At 67.1% G+C, this 18277-nt stretch carries 17 protein-coding genes and 1 pseudogene; 11 read left to right on the top strand and 7 right to left on the bottom strand.

The genetic code is table 11. From position 1 onward, the window contains the following. Window positions 1-18 precede the first annotated feature (18 nt). The 6 genes and pseudogenes from ACQ1RG_RS02380 (at window position 19) to ACQ1RG_RS02355 (ending at window position 4865) form a co-directional block, all read left to right on the top strand. Window positions 19-1053, top strand: a complete 1035-nt coding sequence (locus tag ACQ1RG_RS02380) for an IS30 family transposase (RefSeq protein WP_009381402.1) — start codon at window positions 19-21, stop codon at window positions 1051-1053. A gap of 5 nt (window positions 1054-1058) precedes the next feature. Continuing rightward, window positions 1059-1361, top strand: a pseudogene (gene ureC / locus ACQ1RG_RS02375) (urease subunit alpha); the annotation flags it as partial. Next, entirely contained in the window at window positions 1361-2095 is a 735-nt protein-coding gene (locus tag ACQ1RG_RS02370; protein ID WP_232254123.1) for an urease accessory protein UreF, read from the top strand. The pseudogene ureC and the gene ACQ1RG_RS02370, both read left to right, overlap by 1 nt. Next, window positions 2088-2945, top strand: coding sequence for an urease accessory protein UreG (gene ureG / locus ACQ1RG_RS02365; RefSeq protein ID WP_009381303.1), 858 nt, complete (start codon window positions 2088-2090; stop codon window positions 2943-2945). The genes ACQ1RG_RS02370 and ureG overlap by 8 nt, the downstream gene beginning before the upstream one ends. Next, complete coding sequence (locus ACQ1RG_RS02360; RefSeq protein WP_009381301.1) at window positions 2942-3784, top strand: urease accessory protein UreD; 843 nt, start codon at window positions 2942-2944, stop codon at window positions 3782-3784. Before ureG ends, ACQ1RG_RS02360 begins: the two co-directional genes overlap by 4 nt. Before the next feature lie 43 nt (window positions 3785-3827). Then, on the top strand, window positions 3828-4865 hold the full coding sequence (locus tag ACQ1RG_RS02355) for a HoxN/HupN/NixA family nickel/cobalt transporter (RefSeq protein ID WP_119297166.1): 1038 nt from the start codon (window positions 3828-3830) through the stop codon (window positions 4863-4865). A gap of 19 nt (window positions 4866-4884) precedes the next feature. Here ACQ1RG_RS02355 and ACQ1RG_RS02350 read toward each other — a convergent pair whose 3' ends face one another. Next, complete coding sequence (locus tag ACQ1RG_RS02350; protein ID WP_179952604.1) at window positions 4885-5670, bottom strand: NAD(P)H-dependent oxidoreductase; 786 nt, start codon at window positions 5668-5670, stop codon at window positions 4885-4887. 132 nt (window positions 5671-5802) lie between these two features. Between ACQ1RG_RS02350 and ACQ1RG_RS02345 the strand changes: the two genes are divergently transcribed. After that, the gene (locus tag ACQ1RG_RS02345) at window positions 5803-6126 is read left to right on the top strand and encodes a winged helix-turn-helix transcriptional regulator (protein ID WP_232254122.1); all 324 of its coding nucleotides are present in this window, start codon (window positions 5803-5805) and stop codon (window positions 6124-6126) included. A 217-nt stretch (window positions 6127-6343) separates the two neighbouring features. On the opposite strand, the gene ACQ1RG_RS02340 is transcribed toward ACQ1RG_RS02345, so the two are convergent. After that, window positions 6344-7498: a hypothetical protein gene (locus tag ACQ1RG_RS02340; RefSeq protein ID WP_119297167.1), complete on the bottom strand. Its 1155-nt coding sequence runs from the start codon at window positions 7496-7498 to the stop codon at window positions 6344-6346. 432 nt (window positions 7499-7930) lie between these two features. On the opposite strand from ACQ1RG_RS02340, the gene ACQ1RG_RS02335 reads away from it, so the two are divergent. Both ACQ1RG_RS02335 and ACQ1RG_RS02330 read left to right on the top strand, forming a co-directional pair. Beyond that, a complete protein-coding gene (locus ACQ1RG_RS02335; protein ID WP_063250598.1) occupies window positions 7931-8803 on the top strand; it encodes a DUF1206 domain-containing protein in 873 nt (290 codons plus the stop codon). A gap of 104 nt (window positions 8804-8907) precedes the next feature. Further along, window positions 8908-9840 (top strand): diacylglycerol/lipid kinase family protein, encoded by a 933-nt coding sequence (locus tag ACQ1RG_RS02330; RefSeq protein WP_009381297.1) that lies wholly within the window; start codon window positions 8908-8910, stop codon window positions 9838-9840. A 132-nt stretch (window positions 9841-9972) separates the two neighbouring features. On the opposite strand, the gene ACQ1RG_RS02325 is transcribed toward ACQ1RG_RS02330, so the two are convergent. From ACQ1RG_RS02325 to ACQ1RG_RS02305, 5 genes are all read right to left on the bottom strand, one after another. Then, window positions 9973-11484: a hypothetical protein gene (locus ACQ1RG_RS02325; protein WP_430600461.1), complete on the bottom strand. Its 1512-nt coding sequence runs from the start codon at window positions 11482-11484 to the stop codon at window positions 9973-9975. Window positions 11485-11695: 211 nt separating this feature from the next. Continuing rightward, window positions 11696-12427: a hypothetical protein gene (locus tag ACQ1RG_RS02320; protein ID WP_063250596.1), complete on the bottom strand. Its 732-nt coding sequence runs from the start codon at window positions 12425-12427 to the stop codon at window positions 11696-11698. Continuing rightward, window positions 12424-13569: a hypothetical protein gene (locus tag ACQ1RG_RS02315; protein ID WP_063250595.1), complete on the bottom strand. Its 1146-nt coding sequence runs from the start codon at window positions 13567-13569 to the stop codon at window positions 12424-12426. The genes ACQ1RG_RS02320 and ACQ1RG_RS02315 overlap by 4 nt, the downstream gene beginning before the upstream one ends. A 39-nt stretch (window positions 13570-13608) precedes the next feature. Then, window positions 13609-14643 (bottom strand): IS30 family transposase, encoded by a 1035-nt coding sequence (locus ACQ1RG_RS02310; RefSeq protein WP_009381402.1) that lies wholly within the window; start codon window positions 14641-14643, stop codon window positions 13609-13611. Between the two features lie 270 nt (window positions 14644-14913). Then, window positions 14914-16029: a diacylglycerol/lipid kinase family protein gene (locus tag ACQ1RG_RS02305; RefSeq protein WP_063250616.1), complete on the bottom strand. Its 1116-nt coding sequence runs from the start codon at window positions 16027-16029 to the stop codon at window positions 14914-14916. 83 nt (window positions 16030-16112) lie between these two features. Here ACQ1RG_RS02305 and serS point away from each other — a divergent pair, with 83 nt between their 5' ends. Next, a complete protein-coding gene (gene serS, locus ACQ1RG_RS02300) occupies window positions 16113-17393 on the top strand; it encodes a serine--tRNA ligase (protein ID WP_040342538.1) in 1281 nt (426 codons plus the stop codon). Window positions 17394-17425: 32 nt separating this feature from the next. Then, complete coding sequence (locus tag ACQ1RG_RS02295; RefSeq protein ID WP_095376383.1) at window positions 17426-18274, top strand: HAD family hydrolase; 849 nt, start codon at window positions 17426-17428, stop codon at window positions 18272-18274. Window positions 18275-18277: the final 3 nt, after the last annotated feature.

Below are 18277 nucleotides of genomic sequence, written 5' to 3'. Positions count from 1 at the left end.
GATCGGTGGAGTGTGCAGATGGCGCGGGTGGGGTTGTCGTTCAGCGACAGGTCGGAGATCTCGGCGGCCTCGAAAGCGGGCTGGTCGGTGCGGAGGATCGCCCGTCACCTGGGGCGTTGCCCGTCGGTGATCTCGCGGGAGCTTCACCGGAACTCGACGAAGACCCGCGGCTACCAGGCCGTGACCGCAGACGTCAGAGCGCAGCGTCGGCGAGCTCGCCCGCAGCAGCGGAAGGTCGCGGGGGATCCGGTGCTGCAGGCGAGGGTGGACGCCGACCTGGCCGCGTCCTGGACGCCGAACGAGATAGCGGGCCGGTTGCGTCTGGAGGCGACAGACCCGACCGTTGAACGCATGGCGAACTCTCCTGACGCACGCGGCCGAACCGTCTCCGGTGAGGCTATCTACCAGTACATCTACGCAATCCCGAAGGGTGAGCTCGCCCGCAAGGGCATCTTCCTGCAGTCCAAGCGGACCAAGCGCCGACCACGTACGACCGGGCGGACGCGCGGTGGCCCAATCGTAGGTATGGTCCCGATCGCGGAGCGAGGTGAGGACGCCGCCCAGCGTCGGGTGCCGGGGCACTGGGAGGGTGACCTGATCATCGGGAAGAACGGCACCTCGTGCGCGGCGACGCTGGTGGAGCGGATGAGCGGGTTCACCGGGCTGCTGGCCCTGCCCTCGAAACACGCCGAGCCAACCGCTGACGCGGTCATCGAGTTTTTCAACGACCTGCCCGAGATGATGAAGGCATCGTTGGCGTGGGACCAGGGCAGCGAGATGGCCCAGCACGCGAAGGTCTCCCTGGCCACGGCGATGCCGGTCTACTTCGCCGATCCCCACTCGCCCTGGCAGAGGCCCAGCAACGAGAACACGAACCGGCTCTACCGGGAGTATCTGCCCAAGGGCACGGTGATCCCCGATCACCAGCCCTACCTCACCACCATCGCCGAGGAGATCAACAATCGACCCCGCCGCCGACTGGGCTATCTCACGCCCACCGAGGCATTCGCTCGACTGCTCGCCGGCGAGCCCCATGTTGCTTCGACGCCTTGACATCGCCGACCCCTCAGCCGGTGCTCATGCGCCCGGCCTTCGGCGATGCGATCGGGGCGCAGACCTCGGTGTCGTTCGTCGCCCCAGCGGCAGTCGAGGACGGATTGCGCGAGCGGCTCGGGCTCCGACGCCCGCTCGTCGCCGTCCGGCCGACACGGGAGATCGGGAAGAAGGACATGCGCAACAACGACGTCCGCCCGGCCATCGACATCGACCCGGACACATTCGAGATCGCCATCGACGGCGAACTCGTCACCGGGGCACCGGCGACCGCCCTTCCGCTCACCCAGCTCTACCAGATGTTCTGATGGACAGCTCGATGAACGGTGGTTGCGGCGCTGCTGGAGTGCCCGGGGCCGCCTCGGCGACCCTCATGATGCTTCTCGCCGACGCCCGCCTGCCGGCCGGTGCCCACGTGAGTTCGAACAGCGTCGAAGCCGGGCTGCGGCAGGACCTCACCCCCGCCGAGGTGCCGGCGTACATGCGCGCCCGAATGCGCACGGTCGTCCGCGTCGAGGCCGGTGCCGCCGTCGTCACCCACCATGCCGTCCGCAGCGCCGGTGCTGGTACCGACGAGCACCCCGACCTCGCCCAGGCGCTCGAGTCCATCACCGAGGAATGGGCAGCCCGCACCCCCAGTCCCGCACTGCGGGAGATCGCCGAGGTGCTCGGGGCCGGGCTGCGCCGCGTCGCCGTCGTCCTGTGGCCGCAGCTGGCTGGCGTGCTGCCCCGCCGAGGGTGTCCGCGTCCCCTTGTGCTCGGTGCCATCGCCGCCGTCGCCGAGGTGTCGGCGGCCGACCTCGTGCGTATCGTCGCCTACGACGACGCGCAGACCGTCGCCGCTGCGACTCTCAAACTCGAACCGATGGACCCGATCCGGGCCACCGGTTGGGTGCTCGGGGCGTGCACCGCTATCGAGTGCTTCGTCGCCGACCTGGCGACGCTCACCGTCCCGGCAGCGATCCCCGCTGCCGGGGCACCGCTCATCGAGGACTGGGCAGAGGTCCAGTCCGCACTTCCGAGGAGGCTGTTCCGTGCCTGAGTTCCCCACCCCACACCGGTCCCTGCGCCTGGGCGTCGCCGGGCCGGTCGGCACCGGCAAGAGTTCGCTCATCGCGATGATCTGCCGCGCGCTCGCCGCCGAGATCCGCATCGGCGTCATCACCAACGACATCTACACCGACGAGGACGCCCGCCTGCTCCGGGCCGCCGGGGTCCTCGAACCCGAGCGGATCCGCGCGATCGAGACCGGCGCGTGCCCGCACACCGCGATCCGCGATGACGTCACCGCCAACCTCGCCGGTGTCGAGGAGTTGGAAGCCGACTTCGATCCCCTCGACCTCGTCCTCGTCGAATCCGGAGGCGACAACCTCACCGCGACGTTCTCCCCGGCGCTCATCGACGCCCAGATCTTCGTCCTCGACGTCGCCGGGGGCGGTGACGTCGCCCGGAAGGGAGGACCGGGCATCGGCCGCGCCGACCTCCTCGTCGTCAACAAGACCGACCTCGCCCCCTACGTCGGTGTCGATGTCGAGCAGATGGTCTCCGACGCCGAGGCGGCACGGGAGGGAGCGCCGGTCCTCGGGCTCTCGCGTCTCGACGAGGAATCCGTGGCACGCCTGCGCACGTGGCTGCTCGACATGCTCGAGAAGCATCGGGCCGGTGCCCATGAACCGCAGGATCCGGGCCCGATGGCCCCGCACTTCCACGCCGATGAGGACGGCGGATACATCCACTCCCACGACGACGCTGAAGCGGAGCACAACCACGCATACGCGGACGACGAGCACGAGCATGCGCACAGTCACGCCGAGACTTCCGGGACGGGGACTGCCTCGCCGGAGTCCGGGTCGGAGCAGCCCGAGCCCGCGGTCGCGGACGCCCGGGGATGACCCTCATCGCGGTCGAGCAGGCCGCTGACCGCGACCTGCCTCAGCTGCGTCTCACGCCGGGTCTCATGCAGCCGCGGCTCATCACCCGGTCCGCAGGCGGGCGCGCGCATGTCGCGATCGTCGCCGGGGGAGCGGCCCTTCTCGGCGGGGACGCGGTGTCCATCAGGATCCGAGTCGGTCCAGGGTGCAGTCTGCTCATCGAGGACATCGGTGGGACAGTCGCCTATCCCTGTCGCGATGTCGACTCCCGGTGGGACGTCGACATCGACGTCGCCGACGGGGCCAGCCTCGTCTGGGAGACGTTTCCGTTCGTCGTCGCCTCCGGTGCGCGCGTGCGACGCTCGACCCGGGTGCGCTTCGGGGCCGGTGCCACGGTGTGCCTGCGGGAGACGCTCGTGCTCGGGCGATCGGGAGAGCACGGTGGGGCGATCACCGGTGCCACCGAAGTCCGCGACACGACCGGTGCACCGTACTTCGTCGAGGAACTCGCCATCGACGGGAGCGCTCCGGAACCGGGAGTGATGGGAGCTGCCTCGGTGCTCGACACCGCGATGCTCTTCGGCCGGCGCAGCGACACGGAGGCGCACGGCGACACGGACGGGCACGGTCGAATCCTCCACCTCGCCCGGCCAGGAGCGATCGCGCGAGCAAGCGGGACGCACACCCACGACGCGCACGTCGACGCCGTGTGGGAGGTGTGGACGAAAGTGACCACGACCGGTGACGACTCGACCGTCTCCAGGCGCAGAGTTCCACAGACGACACCAGCCCAGCACACCGACCCAGCGATGACAGACGACACCAGTCCAGTGACGACAAACGACTCAGCCCAGCGATGACAGTCGACAGCACACCGACGACAAGGGAAAGAGGGACGGAGCGATGAGCACGACAGCAGAGAAGAGCACCTCGGCGAGCAGGACGGAGGAGGCAGCAGCCGGCAGAGGATCGCGCAGAGCCCGAGTCCCTGCCATCGTTGTTGCGGCGCTCGCGGTCACGGGAATCGGGCTCGTGCTCGCCTCGACGAGCGAGATCGGTCATGCGGCGGCGTGGGGCCTCGCGGCGACTGCCGTGCTTCTCGGTGCCAGGCACGCCTTCGACGCCGATCACATCGCCGTCATCGACAACGTCACCCGCCGTCTCGCGACCACCGACGAGAACCGGCTGCGCGGTGGTGCCGTCGGGTTCTGGTTCGCTCTCGGTCACTCGAGTGTCGTCATCGTCACCGCAGCCTTCGTCACTGCCGGTGCCGCGGCCGCCCGCAGCCTCGTCGAGAGCGAGGATTCGGGGGTGCGGGAGGTCCTCGGCATGTGGGGACTGACATTCGCGACCTGCGTCGTCGGCATCTTCGGGATCGTCAACCTCGTCGCGTTCGTCCGTCTCCTGCGCCGCCGCCCAGGGGACGCGGCAGCGGAAGGGACAGCCGCCTCGGCGAGTCGGGGTTCGATCTCCATGATCTTCTCCCGCCTCATCGACACCGTCGACCGACCGACGCGCATGTATCCGGTCGGGCTGCTCTTCGGCCTCGGATTCGACACGGCTGCTACGATCGGCCTGATGATCGCGGCAGGGACCACGGCGGCGAGCACCTCACCCCTGCTCGCGCTGTCCCTGCCCCTGCTCTTCGCCGCGGGCATGGCCGCCTGCGACACCGGCGACAGCGTGATGATGGCGCGCCTCTACCGGTGGGCGGCCGGGGACGGCGGGCGGTTCCGGAGGTACAACCTCATCGTCACCGGGCTCTCGGTGCTCATCGCCGGGGTCGTCGTCATCGCCGGCATCGCCGAGGTGGGGGCGGAGACGGCAACGTTTGCCCTGCCAACGCTCAACACCGAGTACCTCGGGTTCGTCGCCACCGGTGTCTTCGCCCTCATCGCCGTCGTCGCGCTCGTCGTCGCCCGCAGGCGCGCAGTCGGGTGACGGGTGAACGTCGCTCGAATCACAGCCAATGCGCGGCGAAGCCGGTCTGTTCCGGTGCGACGTCGTTCTTGAGGACCCAGTCGTCTGTGTAGTCGCCGGTGAACTGCGGTCGTGCGCGAAGGGGAGCATCGGTGAAGAGCCCTGAGAGGCGCTCATGCACACATGTTTCGACCTGGGGCCAGTCTGCCTCGGTGAGGAAATCTGCCGAAGGCACGATGAGAGGAGGAAGCGGACTGAATCCCGTGTAGGCCAGCGTGCCGTGCAGAAGGCCGAAGAGGAGATCGATCGGATCGCCGCTGATCCCGCGAGGGGTCAGAGCTCCCGGCCGATCGCCGGCGGTAACGATGACGAGTGCAGGCCGACCGCTGAATGGGCCGTTCTCGAATCGCAGACGCATGCCTGTGCGCGGGTCTGTGCCGAATGCGAACCCGCTGGTGAACACACGATCGAACCAACCCTTGAGGATGGCGGGCATGCCGTACCACCACAGCGGGAACTGCAGGACCAGAGCGTCGGCGGAACGAAGCCGGTCCTGTTCAGTCGCTACGTCCCCGGGCAGGCGCCCCATGGTGAATGCTCGTCGAACCTCGCCGGTCGCATCGAATCGGGTGGGCAGCACAGCGTCATCGGACTCGAACTGCTCACGTCGCAGCACCGGGTCCCACCCCATCGCATACAGATCGACCTCATCGACGGTGTGCGATTGAGCCGTCACTGCCGCGATCCCCGTCCGGCGTATCGAACCGTTGAGCGAGAGAGGTTCAGGGTGTGCACTAACCCAGAGCACCCGTGCAGATTCGTCCATGGCTCTATGGTGGAAGGAAGAAGTCAGTCGGCACCAGTACGGACATTTCTGTCCCTGGCTTCCATCAGGACCGCAAACGGCGCCACGGAGACGGCCCGGAACCGGGAGGGCAGAGTGCGAGGGAAAGTTCGAGTGGCTCTGGAGACCTGCCCCGCCGAGGTGGTCGTGGCAGTCCTCGGTGGCACGTGGAAGATCACAGTGGTGAAGTCGATGATCGACGGCCCGATCCGCTTCGGCCAGCTCCAAAGGGCTGTGCCGGGAGTGAACCGGAAGACATTGACGCGGCAGCTCGCCGAGCTCGAGGCGGACGGGGTGGTGCAGCGAACCGATCACGGGGAGTCTCCACCGCGAGTCGACTATCGTCTGACCGGTCTCGGTAGCGCTCTCATCCCGGTCATCGCCGAAATGGAGAGATGGGGCGGCACCTACGCCGAATCGCGTGACGACCTCGGGTAGGAGACCGGCCGGCCGCGCCGATATAGGGCGTTCCGGGCCGGTTGTCGACAGCCTGCCACCCCGACAGACGACAAGAGGCGTTCCGTCCGAGACCCTGAGGGAATCGGACTGAACGCCTCTGTCTGTGTCAGCAGCTCAACCGTTCGATCACCGGATCGGCCTGGCTAAGGGTGGCCGGTCCGTCTGAGATCGGCTGAGCTGACGATCTCTGCTCGGCTCAGATGTCCGAGGGGGAGAGGGCGGCCGACCGGCGGCGCTTCGTCATGGTGACGACTGCGCCGCCGACGAGGAGGAGTGCTGCTCCGGCGGCGAGACCGCCGAGCTCCATGCCGGTGCGGGGGAGGTCTCCGCCTCCGGTGCCGTTGCCATTGCCGCCATCGTCGTTGCCGCCATCGCCGCCACCGGCGTTGGGGTCGGCCTCGACGGAGAACTTGCCGGTGAGTTTGTCGTCGCCGCAGGTGACGGTGACGCTGTAGTCGCCGGTGTAGGCGTTCGGGTTCGACTTCGAGGTGCCGTAGACGGTGACGTCGGCCTTGCCCTCGTCATCGGCCTTAACGGTCCGGTCGAACGCAGTGACGTTCGTGTTGCCCTCGGGGTTGACGAGGAAGCGGACGTCCTCACCGGGCTCGCAGTTCTCGACGGCGAGCTTGACGCCCTTCTTCTCGTTGACGAAGTCCTGCGGAGTGACCGACTCCGGGGAGATGATGAGCTTGGCCTCGGCCACCGGCGTCGTCGGATCCTCGGTCGGATCGTCGGTCGTGTCCTCGGTGATCGTGAATTCGAGGGCCTCGGTCTCCTTGCCGGACTCGTCATCGATGAGGACGAGGGTGTACTTGCCGGGAGTCGCCGACCCCTCGGCGAGGATGAACGCGCCCGAGATTTTGCCGTCCTTGTCGGCCTTGAGCGGTTCGTTGGCCTGAGTGTCGGCCTGCGGGCCGGCCTGAGAGCCGGCAGGACCGCCGGCGAAGCTCACGGTGCCGCCGGGGGTGAAGCCCTCGCCGGTGAACTTGAGTCCGTCGGTGCTGATCTCGGAGACCGTGATCGTCTTCGTTGCCAGCGTCGCCTTGGGGTCGACGACCGGAGCGGTCGGCTCTTCGGTGTCGTCCTCGATGACGGTGAACGAGGCGGGGATGTCCTGGGTCTCTTCGCCGCGCTTGACCGTGACGGTGAAGTCGATGGGACCGGCGGGAATCGCGGAAGGATCGTCGACAGTGCTGAAGATGGTGTATTCGAAGCTGCCTCCCTCAGCCTCGCCGACATCTCCGGTGAGATCATCCGAGACCTTGTCACCGGCTTCGAGGCCGGTCACCGTGACGACAACGCCCTTGTCCTTGTTGTTGAGGTCGGTCTGCGAGATCTTCTGCGGTGACACGGAGACCTTCGCCGCGATCTCCGTCTGCGAGTCGGCGCCGCTGTCGGCAGGCTGTCCGCCATCGGAGGGAGCCTGGACTCAGGTGCGGGCAAATGCGTCGCCTCCGCTCGGAGCGGCGATGACGGGGGATGCGGCGAGGCCGGTGATGGCGAGGGCCACCACAGGCGCGAGCACGAGCTTCTTCATTGTGTTCCTTCGGGGACGAGGGGGTGGAGCGATTCCGAAAGTAACAGTAATGAAACATTCACGACGCACATAGTTTAGAACGTTTTGGTCAGCCCTTTTCGAGCAATCCCGCTTCGGCAAGGAGCCCGACCCCGGCGCGACCCGTCTTCCGCGACCCGTCTTCCGCGACCCGTCTTCTGAGACTGCAACACGCCTTCTGAGACAACAGGCCTTGACTCCGAGGCCGTCGGTGTTTAACTGAGTGCTATGACTGGAGACTCAACGATCAAGAAGGCCGCTGACAAGGCCGATGATGCGGCGACCAGCGCCGCGGACAGCAAGTGGTTCGAACGCGCGGCCAGAGTCGGCTTCGTCGCCAACGGACTCGTCCACATCATCCTCGGAGCCACCTCGGTGGGACTGGCGCTGGGGCGCGGGGGAGAGGCCGAGCAGTCCGGCGCGATGCAGCAGATGGCCGCCCAGCCGTTCGGCATGGTTCTGCTGTGGCTGTGCATGCTCGGCTGTGCGCTGTTGGCACTGTGGAACCTCATCAACGCCTTCTTCGGCACCGCGTCGCTGCGCGGCCATGGCTCGAGCGACCCGCGGGACAAGGACGGCCGGAGCAACTGGAAGGAGTTCGTCCTCGCGATTGCCCAGGGCATCGCGTACGCGGCAGTGGCCGTGCTGTTCGGAAAGTTCGCCTTCGGACAGGGATCGGACTCCGGGCAGTCCTCGTCGCAGGCGAGCTCGACGCTTGCGCAGGCACCGGGCGGCATCCTCCTGCTCATCCTCATCGGTGCCGTCATCGCCGTCATCGGCATCGTCTTCTGCGTCAACGGCATCCGTCGGAAGTGGAAGGACGACGTCCGCCCGCCGAGGTCGCGCGCCGTCGGCAAGCTGCTGACGGTGACCGGCGTGGTCGGCTACCTCGGCAAGGGCGCGACCCTGCTCGCGGTCGGCATCCTCGTCATCGTCTCCGGCGTGGCCGGAGACCCGGAGAAGTCAACCGGTGTCGACGGGGCTCTCAAGGCGATGCGCGATCAGCCCTTCGGCAGCATCCTGCTGCTCTGTGTGGGCGTCGGGCTCGTCCTCTACGGCGTCTTCCTCTTCCTCCGCGCGCGATATGACAAGATGGATTGAGCCGTCGGCGATTCCGAGAGCAGGACTGACCATGTCCTGCCCTCGGTCACCGCACGCCCGCACGATACGACCTGCAACGCACCGCTGAGAGGGAAGGTTCTGGAATGGCTGGAAGACGGATCGGCATCGTTTGGAATCCCGCGAAGACTGAGAAGGACGACCTGGTGGCGGCGTTGCCGGACGATCCAGACCTCTCGGTCTCCTGGTACGAGACTGAGGAGGACGACCCCGGCAAGTCAGCGGCGGAGCAGGCCATCGCCGATGGCGCCGAGGTGGTCATCGCCGCCGGCGGCGACGGCACCGTCCGTGCAGTGGCCGGCCACCTCGCCGAGACTGGGGCGAACGTCGACCTCGGCATCGTGCCGCTGGGCACCGGCAACCTGCTCGCCCGCAATCTCGAGGTGCCGCTCAACGATCTGGAAGCCGCGATGGATCGGGCGATCACGGGCACCCCGCAGAGCATCGACATGGGCTGGGTCGAGATCACCCTCCCCGACGGCAACGAGCACCAGCCCTTCGTCGTCATGGCCGGCTTCGGCATCGACGCCCACATGATCACCGAGACCAACGACGACCTCAAGGACAAGGCGGGCTGGCTCGCCTACGTCGAGTCGCTCGGCCGCGCCGTCTCTGCCAGCGACGTCATGGAGATCAAGCTCTCCCGCCCGGGCGAGCAGATCGACGACGAGTCGGCACACACTCTCATCGTCGGCAACTGCGGCACCCTCCAGGGAGGCATCACCCTGCTGCCCGACGCGGATCCCGCCGACGGCGAGCTCGACGTCCTCGTCCTCAAGGCCGACGGGGTCACCGGCTGGCTCGACACGATGAAGAACATGGTCTGGGACAACGGCCTGCGCCGGATGATGTCGAAGGACGACTCCGCCCAGAGCAGCGACACCGCGATCCATCAGCGCGTGACCTCACTGACCATCGAACTCGAGAAGCCCCGGGTCGTCGAGGTCGACGGCGACGAGCTCGGCGAGACGGAGAGGATCGAGGTGAGCATCGCCCCGTCCGCCCTGCGGGTGCGCTGAGCAACCGCACCCCCGCCGAGGCGATCGTCCCTTGAGCCGGTCCCCGGCCTCGCCGAGGCGGTGGTCCCGATCCCGGATGTGACTGTGGCCCCGACAGAAGTCGGGGCACAGTCGTGTGTCGGAGTGAAGCGCTCAGAGCTCGGTCGGAGCCTGTCCGGCCTTCGCCCGACGCATGGTCATCGCCACGGCGACGCCGCCGACGAGGAGGAGCGCGAGTCCGCCGGTGAGCCCACCGAAGTCGGCGCCCGTGCGTGGCAGCTGGCTTCCGCTGACGTTCCCGGTTCCCGCGGTCCCGCCGGCGTTCGCGCCGGAGGTCACGGAGAACTCACCCGTGAGCGTGTCATCGCCGCAGGTCGCCGTCACCGAGTAGTCGCCCACGTAGGCCTGGGTCCGCGAGGAGGTGCCGAAGACGTTCACCGAGGCGGTGCCGGTCTCATCGGCGGTGAGTGTCTGGTCGAACGCGGTGACGTCCGAATTGCCCTTGGGGGTGACGACGAAGCGGACGTCAGTTCCCGGTGTGCAGTCGCTGACGGTCAGGGTCACGCCCTTGTCCTTGTTCGCGAAGTCGCTCGCGTCGATCGTCTTCGGAGACACGGTCAGGGAGGCCTGAGCCTGATCAGCGGTGAGCGTGAACTCAGCTGAGGAGAACTGCTCCTCACCGCTGGCGATGGCGATGTAGTCGCCCGGCTTGATGTCGTCGGTCTCGGTCGGACGAATGACGCCGGAGACGACGCCCTCGTCCGAGACTGTGAGATCGTCTTCCGAGTAGATCAGCTGGTCGACGTAGAAATTCTCGGCGTCGAACTTCGCTGCCGCCGCGAAGGCGATCTCGCCGGGTGCGAATCCGGTGCCCGTGAAGGCGATGCCCTTCCTCTTGAACTCCGAGACGCTCATCGAGTTGGTGGCCAGCGAGAGCTCGCCTTCCTGGAAGTCCTCGTAGTCCTCCTCGGTGATCGTGAAGCGGCCGGGGAACCCCTGCGGCTCCTGATCCGCACGCTCGACGGTGACGGTGAAGTCGACGACCTGCGCTTCGACGATCTCCTCGGCATCATCGAAGTACTCGAATTCGACGGTGGAACCCTTGGCCGTCTTCGTCTCGCCGGTGAGCGAATTCGTCACGACGTCGTCCTTCTCGAGCCCGGAGACGGTGATGGTGACTCCGTCCTCCCAGAAGTCGAAGATGTCGACGGTGCTCGGGTCGACCGTGACGGTGGCCTCGATCGGCGCCGAGGCGGGAGCGGTCTCCTCTTCGGCCCCGTCCGTGGACTCGTCGGCGGCAGGGGTCTCGTCCTCTGCCGGTGACGGTGCGTCCGGGGTTCCGGTTGCCGGGGCGTCATCGCCCGAGCTCGATCCCTCCGAGGGAGTCGGGTCCTCTGCCGGGGCGTCATCGCCCGAGCTCGATCCCTCCGAGGGAGTCGGGTCCTCTGCCGGGGCGGGTTCGGCCGGAGCGGGGTCATCGGTGGTCGCTGCATCGTCCGCTGGCGCGGCGTCGTCAGTCGCCACGGCGGTCTCAAGGTTCTCAGCGGCCGCGCCCGCAGCGGAGTAGGCGCTGTCTGCGGCGGCGGTGTCGGCGAGTGCAGGCGTCGCGCCGAGTCCGGCGATCGCCAGGGCGAGCGCGGGGATGAGCGCAAGTTTCTTGGGCATGGAAGGAGGCGGTCCTCTCAGGGGATTGTCAGATAACTACAGAAGCATATCCGGGCGGATAAGCCGTTTCTGTCACGGACTGATCACGTTTTCCGGGCATGCGAGAGGGCCGGGAGTTCGATCGAACTCCCGGCCCTTGTGTCGCGTCCGCCGTTCCGGTGCAGGCTGGCTTCCCTCAGGCTCTGCCTGTCCCGTCCGGTGGATCAGTGCTTCAGATGTACGACGGAGAGAAGTCGCCCTTCTTCCGGCGCATCGTGATCGTCACCGCGGCACCGCCGACGAGCAGGAGGAGTGCGCCTGCGGCGAGGCCGTCGAGTTCGACACCCGTGCGGGGCAGGTAGTTTCCGCTTCCGCTGCCGCCGTCGTTGCCCCCGGCACCGCTGCCGTTGTCACCGCCGCCGTCGCCTCCGCCGGCGTTGGACCCGGCCGTGACCTTGAACGATCCCTTGAGCGAGTCATCGCCGCAGGTCGCCGTGACCGAGTAGGAGCCGACATACGCCGAGGCGTTCGATGAGGTTCCGAAGACCCGGACCCAGGCTTTGCCGTCCTTGTCGGCTTTGACCGTTCGGTCGTAGGCGGTCACTCGCGAGTTGCCATCGGCGGTGACCATGAAACGGACATCCGAGCCGGGCTTGCAGTCCTTGACCGAGAGCTTGACGCCCTTCTTCTCGTTGATGAAGTCAGCGGCCTCGATCGACTTCGGGGTGACCGTCAGGGACGCCTCGGCGGGGGCTTCGGTCTTGTCGTCGATGACGGTGAATTCGCCCTTGAGGTCCTTGGACTCCGTGCCCTCTCGGTCGATCGTCACGGTGAACGGGACCTTGCCAGGCTCGATGCTGTCCGGGTTGCCCTCGTAGTAGAGGGTGAAGGTGTAATCACCGTCTTCGGTGACCGTGTAGGTGTCGTCGCTCAGGGAGTTGGTGATGATGTCCCCTGCCTTCACGCCGGAGACGGTGACCTTGACGCCCTTGTCCCTGTTCGCGAGATCTCCGTGGGGTCGACCTTGAGGGTAGCCTCGATCGGCTCGACGGCATCGTCTTCGACGACGGTGATCTCGCCCTTGAGTTCCTTCGACGCGGTGCCTTCGCGGTCGATCGTCACGGTGAACGGGACTGTGCCCGGATCGAGTTCTTCCGGCTCGCCCTTGTAGTAGATGGGGATGACGAGTTCTCCGTCAGACTTTGCCGTCACAGCCTTGCCTGTGAGGGAATCGGTGACCTTGTCGCCTTCCTTGACCCCGGAGACGGTGACCTTGACGCCCTTCTCCTCGTTCGCGAGGTCCTCGGCGGTGATCTCCTTGGGGTCGACCGTGAGGGTTGCTTCGATCGGCTCGACTGGTTGGTCATCGACGGCCTTGACGTTGACCGTGCCCGAAAGCGTCTCAATCCCGGCGGCGCCCTGGTAGTCGATCGTGAATGGAAGCGGGCCGTCCTCGAGGTCTTCGGCGTTGCCGTCGTAGAAGAGATTCAGCGTCGCGGTCGAGCCTGCGGCTTCGACGGAGTCACCGGCGAGCCCGTTGAGCGGGGTGAGGAGATCACCGGTCTCGAGGCCTGTGACCGTGACGGTGACGCCCTTGGAGGGGTCAGCAAGATCCTCGGCTGCGATCTCGCCCTGGGGGACGACGAGCACAGGATCGGCCTGCTGTTCGGGCGCCTCTTCGGTGGGATCGTCAGTGGGTTCCTCCGAGGGCTCGGTCGAGGGCGACGGTGAGGAAGACGGCGTCGGCGCAGGCGGAGGAGTGGTCTCCTTCTTCGCCGGTTCAGGAGCCGACTTCTTCGCGTCGTCCTTCTCCTCCGCGGCCTCCTTGGCCTTCTTCTCCTCGGCAGCCTTCTCGTCCGCCTTCTTCTTGGCAGCCGCCTTGGCGTCGGCCTTCTTCTTGGCCTCGGCCTTCTCTTCGGCTTCCTTCTTCTCCGCGGCCTTCTTGGCGGCGGCTTCCTTCTCGGCCTTCTCCTTCTCCGCCTTCTCCTGCTCAGCGGCCTTGGCTTCAGCCGACTGAGTCGAAGGGGTTTCGGCGGCGGCGACCGGTGCGGCGACGAGTCCGGTGAACGCGAGGGCGACAGCCGGCGCGAGGATGATCTTCTTCATTGGAGTGCCTTCTATCTATATGTGAGGGGGTGGGCGATGTCAAGGCGTCGAAGCAACATGGGGCTCGCCGGCGAGCAGTCGAGCGAATGCCTCGGTGGGCGTGAGATAGCCCAGTCGGCGGCGGGGTCGATTGTTGATCTCCTCGGCGATGGTGGTGAGGTAGGGCTGGTGATCGGGGATCACCGTGCCCTTGGGCAGATACTCCCGGTAGAGCCGGTTCGTGTTCTCGTTGCTGGGCCTCTGCCAGGGCGAGTGGGGATCGGCGAAGTAGACCGGCATCGCCGTGGCCAGGGAGACCTTCGCGTGCTGGGCCATCTCGCTGCCCTGGTCCCACGCCAACGATGCCTTCATCATCTCGGGCAGGTCGTTGAAAAACTCGATGACCGCGTCAGCGGTTGGCTCGGCGTGTTTCGAGGGCAGGGCCAGCAGCCCGGTGAACCCGCTCATCCGCTCCACCAGCGTCGCCGCGCACGAGGTGCCGTTCTTCCCGATGATCAGGTCACCCTCCCAGTGCCCCGGCACCCGACGCTGGGCGGCGTCCTCACCTCGCTCCGCGATCGGGACCATACCTACGATTGGGCCACCGCGCGTCCGCCCGGTCGTACGTGGTCGGCGCTTGGTCCGCTTGGACTGCAGGAAGATGCCCTTGCGGGCGAGCTCACCCTTCGGGATTGCGTAGATGTACTGGTAGATAGCCTCACCGGAGACGGTTCGGCCGCGTGCGTCAGGAGAGTTCGCCATGCGTTCAACGGTCGGGTCTGTCGCCTCCAGACGCAACCGGCCCGCTATCTCGTTCGGCGTCCAGGACGCGGCCAGGTCGGCGTCCACCCTCGCCTGCAGCACCGGATCCCCCGCGACCTTCCGCTGCTGCGGGCGAGCTCGCCGACGCTGCGCTCTGACGTCTGCGGTCACGGCCTGGTAGCCGCGGGTCTTCGTCGAGTTCCGGTGAAGCTCCCGCGAGATCACCGACGGGCAACGCCCCAGGTGACGGGCGATCCTCCGCACCGACCAGCCCGCTTTCGAGGCCGCCGAGATCTCCGACCTGTCGCTGAACGACAACCCCACCCGCGCCATCTGCACACTCCACCGATCAGACCCCCGCCGACCGGGAGTGTTGCTTCGACGCTATGACACCACCGTGCACATCTGGAAGTCATCCTAGGTACAGGGAATTATCAGAACTATTTTTGTAACTTTTGTTCGAGTGGCATTCCGGTAACACTTTGGTGAATGCCGTCACATGTTCGCGACCATCCCGTGACCTACCGGCGGGTAGTGTCGACCCACAGGTGACGCGCCGCCGGCAACGCCCGCCGACCCGCCTCACTTCTCGGTCGGCCCGCCTCACACGGGCCAGACTTCGGCCCTGATCTCCTTGCGCTGATCGGTCGTCGGCACCTTGACGGTGATCGCCGACGGCAGGATCCCCATCGCGAGGTACTTCGTCGTGCCCGCGGGGTCCCCGTCGAGCTGGACCTCGAGTTCGTCACGGGATTCGATGACGACGTTGTGGCACTTGCGGATGTCGGTGTGCAGGCCGTTGCGGGTCTTGCGGCCGATGATCGAGGCGGCGACACCCACCCATTGGCCGAGGTTCTTCGGGCTGACGACGAGGACGTCGAGGAGGCCGTCGTCGATGACCGCCTCGGGCAGCAGCTGGATCCCGCCCTGGAGCTTGCCGCAGTTGCCGCCGATGACGGACCGCACCCGTGCCGAGACCCGATAGTCGTCGTCATAGGTGATCTTGACATGGCTCGGGCGCCCCACCAGCGTGCGCGAACCGGCTTCGAGGTACGCAAGCCAGCCGAGCCTGCTCTTCGCGTTCGCGGTGGTCTTGGCCATCACCTCGGCGTCGAAGCCGAGCCCGGTCATGACCATGAACACGTGACGGTCCCCGCCCCTGCTGATCTGCGCCACCCCGACGTCGACGTCGCGGTTGCGGCCCCACAGGGCGATCCGGATCGCCCATTCGGGTTTGTCGAGCACGAGGCCGAGGTTGCGGGCGAGGAGATTCCCCGTGCCCATCGGGATGATCCCCATGGGTGTCGCCGTTCCGGTGAGCGCCGAGGCGACCGCGCGGATCGTGCCGTCCCCGCCGGCGGCGATGACGACGTCGACCCCGGCTTCGAGGGCCTCGTTGGCGGCCCCTTCTCCGGCGTCCTCGAGGGTGGTCTCGAAGATGAGCGGGGGAGCCCACCCCTCGAACCGGCAGATCGCCTTCGCCGTCGCCGCGATGTTCTTCGCATTGGCCTTCGTCGGATTGATGACGAGGGCTGCCCGGTAGCGGTCTGCCGGCACTTCCTCCATGCCGGCAGGGGCATGGTTGTTCGAGAAGCGATGAAGGCGGCGCAGGACCCGGCGTCCGCCGTTGCGGGCGCCGAGGAGATAGGCGGCGACGACGGTGACGAGGAACCCTGGGATGAGCAGCCACAGGATGGCGGGGTCCAGGTCAAGGGTCATGGCACAAATTTACTCCGGTGCACCTGAGTGGAGGCCGAACGGTCGAAATGTCGAAATGACTGCGCGCCCGTTAAGCTGAGACGGTGATCGATCTAGTGCTGCTCAGAGAAGACCCGGACCTGTTCAAGGCGTCGCAGAAGGCCCGCGGGGCCTCCGTCGAGCTCGTCGACGAGGTCCTCGCCGCGGACTCCGCGAGGCGCGCGGCCATCACGGCGTTCGAGGACGCTCGCGCCGACCAGAAGGCCTTCTCCTCTCAGATCGCGAAGGCGTCGAAGGACGAGAAGCCTGCCCTCATCGCCGAGGGCAAGGAGAAGTCGGCGAAGGTCAAGGCCCTGCAGGCGGAGTCGGAGGAGGCCTCGTTCGCCTTCGAGAGCCTCGCGGCGAAGCTGCCCAACCTCATCATCGACGGCATCCCCTCCGGCGGTGAGGAGAACTTCGTCACGCTCAAGACCGTCGGTCAGCCGCGGGACTTCGCAGCGGAGGGCTTCGCACCCCTCGACCACCTCGCCCTCGGCGAGGAGCTGAAGGCCATCGACACGGCCCGGGGCACGAAGGTCTCCGGCGCGCGGTTCCACTACCTCACCGGCTTCGGCGCGAAGCTCGAGATGGCGCTGCTCAACCTCGCTCGCGACGTCGCCGAAGAGGCGGGCTTCAGCCCGACGATCACCCCGACGCTCGTCAAGCCCGAGGTCATGCGCGGCACCGGGTTCCTCGGCGAGCACGCCGATGAGGTCTACCGCCTCGAAGCCGACGACCTCTTCCTCGTCGGCACCTCCGAGGTGCCGCTGGCCGGGTACTACATGGACGAGATCATCGACCTCTCCGACGGTCCGCTGCGCTTCGCCGGCATCTCCTCGTGCTACCGCCGGGAGGCCGGCTCGTACGGCAAGGACACCCGCGGCATCATCCGCGTCCACCAGTTCCAGAAGGTCGAGATGTTCTCCTACGTCGAGGTCGAGGACGCCGAGGCCGAGCACGAGCGCATGCTCTCCCTGCAGGAGAAGATGCTCCAGCTGTGCGAGCTGCCGTACCGGGTCATCGACGTCGCCGCCGGCGACCTCGGCGATTCCGCGGCACGGAAGTACGACTGCGAAGCCTGGGTGCCGACGCAGGAGACCTACCGCGAGCTCACCTCGACGTCGAACTGCACGACGTTCCAGGCCCGGCGCCTGCAGATCCGCGAACGCCACGACGGTGCCACGCGTCCGGTCGCCACGCTCAACGGCACGATGGCGAACACCCGGTGGCTCGTGGCGATCCTCGAGAACCATCAGCAGGCGGACGGATCGGTCACGGTCCCCGAAGCCCTGCGCCCCTACCTCGGCGGAATGACTGCTCAGGGACCGGAGGGTCCGCGATTCTGAGCAGCGCAGCCCCTGCCGGTCAAGGAGAACCATTGCCCGCACACCTCATCGCGCTCGACGTCGACGGCACGATCATCGACTACGACGGCACCCTGTCGGAAACGGTGCGACGGGTGCTCCTCGACCTCGCCGAGGCGGGTCACCACCTCGTCATCTCGACCGGCCGTGCCCTGCCGGGTGCGCTCGAGCTCGTCCACGCCCTCGGCCTGACCGAAGGCTACGTCGTGTGCTCGAACGGCTCGGTCGTCGTCAGGCTCGATCCCTCGCTGCCGTTGGGCTGGGAGATGCACAACGTCGTCTCGTTCGATCCCCGCGCGGCTCTCGAACGGATGCGCGAGGTCCTGCCGGGTGCCCTCTTCCTCGTCGAGGATCCTGACCTCCACCGCTGGGCCTCCGGGGCGTTCCCGCCCGGTGAGCTCGCCGAGTCCGACACCCTCGACATCGTGCCCTTCGACGAGCTGCTGGAGAAGCGGGCGACCCGCATCGTCATGCGCGACGTCAACGGCACTGCGGAGGAGTTCGCCGCCGCGGTCGACCGTCTCGGACTCCACGAGGTGAGCTACTCGGTGGGATGGAGCAACTGGCTCGACATCGCCCCGGACGGAGTGTCGAAGGCCAGCGGCCTCGCCCTCGTCGAGGACGAGCTCGGCATCGACCACGCGCTCACCGTCGCTGCCGGGGACGGACTCAACGACATCGAGATGATCGAATGGGCCGCCCACGCGATCGTCATGGGGCAGGCGAAGGACGAGCTCAAGGTCCTCGCGAGCGTCGTCACCGACCCGGTCGAGGACGACGGCCTCGCGGTCGCGCTCGTCGATCACTTCGACCTCGATCCGGCTGTGCTCGACACCGAGGGGTCGACCCAGACCCGCCCGTAGGGC

Source organism: Brevibacterium sp. K72 (assembly GCF_050562175.1).
GTDB classification, from domain to species: domain Bacteria; phylum Actinomycetota; class Actinomycetes; order Actinomycetales; family Brevibacteriaceae; genus Brevibacterium; species Brevibacterium casei.
This window is presented reverse-complemented; position numbering and strand designations above follow the sequence as displayed.

Coding starts and splice junctions, on each gene's coding strand:
- ACQ1RG_RS02315 (WP_063250595.1), bottom strand. CDS start 13,569: ATGAAGAAGATCATCCTCGCGCCGGCTGTCGCCCTCGCGTTCACCGGA.
- ACQ1RG_RS02330 (WP_009381297.1), top strand. CDS start 8,908: ATGGCTGGAAGACGGATCGGCATCGTTTGGAATCCCGCGAAGACTGAG.
- ACQ1RG_RS02350 (WP_179952604.1), bottom strand. CDS start 5,670: ATGGACGAATCTGCACGGGTGCTCTGGGTTAGTGCACACCCTGAACCT.
- ACQ1RG_RS02380 (WP_009381402.1), top strand. CDS start 19: ATGGCGCGGGTGGGGTTGTCGTTCAGCGACAGGTCGGAGATCTCGGCG.
- ACQ1RG_RS02305 (WP_063250616.1), bottom strand. CDS start 16,029: ATGACCCTTGACCTGGACCCCGCCATCCTGTGGCTGCTCATCCCAGGG.
- ACQ1RG_RS02325 (WP_430600461.1), bottom strand. CDS start 11,484: ATGCCCAAGAAACTTGCGCTCATCCCCGCGCTCGCCCTGGCGATCGCC.
- ACQ1RG_RS02360 (WP_009381301.1), top strand. CDS start 2,942: ATGACCCTCATCGCGGTCGAGCAGGCCGCTGACCGCGACCTGCCTCAG.
- ACQ1RG_RS02355 (WP_119297166.1), top strand. CDS start 3,828: ATGAGCACGACAGCAGAGAAGAGCACCTCGGCGAGCAGGACGGAGGAG.
- ACQ1RG_RS02310 (WP_009381402.1), bottom strand. CDS start 14,643: ATGGCGCGGGTGGGGTTGTCGTTCAGCGACAGGTCGGAGATCTCGGCG.
- ACQ1RG_RS02335 (WP_063250598.1), top strand. CDS start 7,931: ATGACTGGAGACTCAACGATCAAGAAGGCCGCTGACAAGGCCGATGAT.
- ACQ1RG_RS02370 (WP_232254123.1), top strand. CDS start 1,361: ATGGACAGCTCGATGAACGGTGGTTGCGGCGCTGCTGGAGTGCCCGGG.